Origin of the sequence: Streptomyces purpurogeneiscleroticus, assembly GCF_020024005.1 — a bacterium.
Classification (GTDB): domain Bacteria; phylum Actinomycetota; class Actinomycetes; order Streptomycetales; family Streptomycetaceae; genus Streptomyces; species Streptomyces purpurogeneiscleroticus.
This window is the reverse complement of record NZ_NHSG01000329.1, coordinates 1-3,895: the sequence shown is the minus strand read 5'-3', so window position 1 is coordinate 3,895 and position 3,895 is coordinate 1. Positions and strand designations below refer to the sequence as shown.

At 69.7% G+C, this 3,895-nt stretch carries 4 protein-coding genes; all 4 read left to right on the top strand.

Going from position 1 to position 3,895, the window contains the following annotated elements:
• Nucleotides 1-337, top strand: a 337-nt coding sequence (locus CCS38_RS21630) for an FHA domain-containing protein (RefSeq protein ID WP_223734961.1), incomplete at its 5' end; no start/stop codon positions are given.
• A 10-nt stretch (nt 338-347) separates the two neighbouring features.
• Complete coding sequence (locus tag CCS38_RS21625; protein ID WP_223734960.1) at nt 348-881, top strand: FHA domain-containing protein FhaB/FipA; 534 nt, start codon at nt 348-350, stop codon at nt 879-881.
• Nucleotides 882-1,010: 129 nt separating this feature from the next.
• A complete protein-coding gene (locus CCS38_RS21620) occupies nt 1,011-2,543 on the top strand; it encodes a PP2C family protein-serine/threonine phosphatase (protein WP_223734959.1) in 1,533 nt (510 codons plus the stop codon).
• Between the two features lie 23 nt (nt 2,544-2,566).
• A partial coding sequence (locus tag CCS38_RS21615; RefSeq protein ID WP_223734958.1) for an FtsW/RodA/SpoVE family cell cycle protein occupies nt 2,567-3,895 on the top strand: 1,329 nt, incomplete at its 3' end.

Below are 3,895 nucleotides of genomic sequence, written 5' to 3'. Positions count from 1 at the left end.
TGCGAGATCCGGGCCGGATCGCCTTCCTCGATCCAGGATCTCGGGTCGACGAACGGCATCGTGGCGCTGGATCGAGATCAACGGCACCCGCCATCAGATCTCGCGTCCGACGCTGGTTCTCGGCCGCAGCACCGACGCCGATGTGCGCATCGACGATCCGGGGGTCTCGCGTCGGCACTGCGAGATCCGGGCCGGATCGCCTTCCTCGATCCAGGATCTCGGGTCGACGAACGGCATCGTGGTGGACGGGCAGCACACCACCCGCGCTACGCTCCGCGACGGCTCGCGGATCGTCGTGGGCAGCACCACCATCGTTTACCGGCAAGCCGAAGGGTGAAGCGGGGGCAATGTCAGAGCTGACCCTCACGGTCATGCGGTTGGGTTTCCTCGCCGTACTGTGGCTGTTCGTCATCGTGGCCGTACAGGTCATCCGCAGCGATCTGTTCGGCACGCGCGTCACACAGCGCGGTGCCGCCCGTCGCGGAGGCCAGGAGCAGCGAGGCGCACAGCGGCAGACGGCGGCACCGCCGCAGGCGCAGCGTCGCCAGGAGAGCGGACGCGGCGGCAGCAGCCGCCAGCGCCGCGGCGCTCCCACCAAGCTGGTGGTCTCCGAAGGGACCCTCACGGGCACGACGGTCGCCCTGCAGGGCCAGACCATCAGCCTCGGCCGGGCGCACGACTCCACGATCGTGCTGGACGACGATTACGCCTCCAGCCGGCATGCCAGGATCTACCCGGACCGTGACGGCCAGTGGATCGTCGAGGACCTCGGGTCGACGAACGGCACGTACCTCGAGCGGACCCGGCTGACGACGCCGACGCCGATTCCGCTCGGAGCCCCGATCCGCATCGGCAAGACCGTCATCGAGCTGCGGAAGTAGTACGACAATGAGCGAGCGGAGCGAGCGAGCCGCGGCGGTCCACTCGGCCGGCCCGTGCGCGCTCCCGACCGGAGGGTGGGCAGTGTGGCGCGAGACCGGCTGTACCCCGAGCCGACGGGCGAGGTGCGCATGAGTCTGTCACTGCGTTTCGCCGCGGGATCCCACAAGGGCATGATCCGGGAAGGCAACGAGGACTCCGGATACGCCGGCCCCCGCCTGCTCGCGATCGCCGACGGCATGGGCGGCCAGGCCGCCGGCGAGGTCGCCTCCTCCGAGGTCATCTCCACGCTCGTCCAGCTCGACGACGACGTGCCCGGCTCGGACATCCTCACCTCGCTCGGCACGGCCGTGCAGCGTGCGAACGACCAGTTGCGCGTCATGGTCGAGGAGGACCCGCAGCTGGAGGGCATGGGCACGACCCTGACCGCCCTGCTGTGGACCGGGCAGCGGCTCGGCCTCGTGCACGTCGGCGACTCGCGCGCGTACCTGCTGCGCGACGGCGTGCTGACGCAGATCACGCAGGACCACACGTGGGTGCAGCGGCTGGTCGACGAGGGCCGGATCACCGAGGAAGAGGCCACGACGCACCCGCAGCGGTCGCTGCTGATGCGCGCGCTGGGCAGCGGTGACCACGTCGAGCCCGACCTCTCCATCAGAGAAGTGCGAGCCGGGGACCGGTACCTCATCTGCTCGGACGGGCTGTCGGGGGTGGTGAGCCACCAGACGATGGAGGACACCCTCGCCAGTTACCAGGGCCCGCACGAGACCGTGCAGGAGCTGATCCAGCTCGCGCTGCGCGGCGGCGGCCCGGACAACATCACCTGCATCGTGGCCGACGTACTGAACGTCGACGACACCGACACCCTCGCCGGGCAGCTGAACGACACCCCGGTGATCGTCGGCGCGGTCGCGGAGAACCAGCACCAGTACGACGACGGCGCCCTGCACACCCCGGCGGGCCGCGCGGCCGAGCTGGGGCGCGGCGGGCGCGGCGATGTGCCCCCGCAGCCGTCCGGCGGCTTCGGGCCGCCCGGGAGCGGCGGCGCGGACACGGTGCCGCCGCAGGGCGCGTACGGCGCGTTCGTCGACGAGGACTACGCGCAGCCACGGCGGCGCGGCCGGTGGATCAAGCCGACTTTGATCGTCGCGCTGTGCCTGGCCGTGGTCGGCGGTGGACTGTATGCGGGGTACCGCTGGACGCAGTCGCAGTACTTCGTGGGTGCCAGGGACGGGCATGTGGCCCTGTACCAGGGCATCAGCCAGGACCTGGCGTGGTTCTCCATGAACAAGATCGACCAGGATCACCCCGAGATCGAACTCAAGTACCTGCCCGCCTACCAGCGCAAGCAGGTCGAGGAGACGATCGCGGTCGACAGCCGGAACCAGGCACTGGTCAAGGTCGGCGAGCTCGGCAAGCAGGCCGGCGCGTGCAAGTCCCTGCAGCAGCGGGAGGCCGCGGAGCGCGAGGCGGCCCGCAAGAAGAGCGAGAGCCGGGCCGGCGGCACCGCCGGTACGAAGCCGAGCGCGACCGCCGAGCCGGGCTCCACGGCCGGGCCGGGCAGCGCGACCAACAGCGCGAGCCCCACTCCCACGCCGTCCACCAGCAACTCCCCCTCAGCGGAGCAGCAGCGGCTGGAGAAGAATTGCAGCACCCAGCAGTGAGGGCGTAGGGGGCAGTTGATCTCATGAGCAGTACCAGCAACACCACCACCATCGGGACGATCGGAGCCCCGAGCCGCCGGAACACCGAACTGGCGCTGCTCGTCTTCGCCGTGATCATCCCGGTGTTCGCCTACATCAACGTCGGGCTCGCCAAGGAGAACACGGTCCCCGCCGGCGTGCTCGGCTACGCGCTGGGCCTCGGACTGCTGGCGGGCGTCGCGCACCTGGTCGTGCGGAAGTGGGCCCCGTACGCGGACCCGCTGATGCTCCCGATCTCCACGCTGCTGAACGGGCTGGGCCTGGTGTTCATCTGGCGCCTGGACCAGGAGCCGCAGATCACCACGCCGCAGCTGGGCGGGGCGATGGCACCGGGACAGCTGATGTGGTCCACGCTCGGCGTCGCACTGTTCCTGGGCGTACTGATCTTCCTGAAGGACCACCGTGTCCTGCAGCGCTACACCTACATCTCGATGGTCGTGGCGCTGGTCCTGCTCATCCTGCCGGTGTTCTTCCCGGCCCGCTTCGGTGCCCGCATCTGGATCACGATCCCGGGCGTGGGTTCGCTGCAGCCGGGCGAGTTCGCGAAGATCATCATCGCGATCTTCTTCGCCGGGTACCTGATGGTGAAGCGCGACGCGCTGGCGCTGGCCAGCCGCCGTTTCATGGGCCTGTACCTGCCGCGCGGCCGTGACCTCGGCCCGATCCTGGTCATCTGGGCGCTGAGCCTGATGATCCTGGTCTTCGAGACCGACCTCGGTACCTCGCTGCTGTTCTTCGGCCTCTTCGTGATCATGCTGTACGTCGCGACGGAGCGGACCAGCTGGATCGTCTTCGGTCTGCTGCTCAGCGGCGCCGGCGCGGTCGCCGTGGCCACCTTCGAGTCTCACGTGCAGACCCGTGTGCACAACTGGCTCAACCCCCTGGAGCTGCTGAACGGCGGCGTCACCGAGACCGCCCAGGCGATGTACTCCTTCGGCTCCGGCGGCATCCTCGGCTCCGGCCTCGGGCAGGGCTACTCCCGTCTCATCGGCGGTATCGCGCCGAAGAGCGACTACATCCTCGCCACTGTCGGCGAGGAGCTGGGCCTGGCCGGAGTCATGGCCATCCTGCTGCTCTACGGCCTGCTGATCGAGCGCGGCATCCGTACGGCGCTGGCCGCCCGCGACCCGTTCGGCAAGCTGCTGGCCGTCGGCCTGTCCGGCGCGTTCGCGCTGCAGGTCTTCGTCGTCGCCGGCGGTGTCACGGGGCTGATCCCGCTGACCGGTATGACCATGCCGTTCCTGGCGCAGGGCGGTTCGTCCGTCATCGCCAACTGGGCGCTGGTCGCGATCCTGCTCCGGATCAGCGACACC

What these genes read in the sequence shown, in the direction of transcription:
- CCS38_RS21625 (WP_223734960.1), top strand. Translation starts at nt 348, where the DNA reads ATGTCAGAGCTGACCCTCACGGTCATGCGGTTGGGTTTCCTCGCCGTA.
- CCS38_RS21620 (WP_223734959.1), top strand. Translation starts at nt 1,011, where the DNA reads ATGAGTCTGTCACTGCGTTTCGCCGCGGGATCCCACAAGGGCATGATC.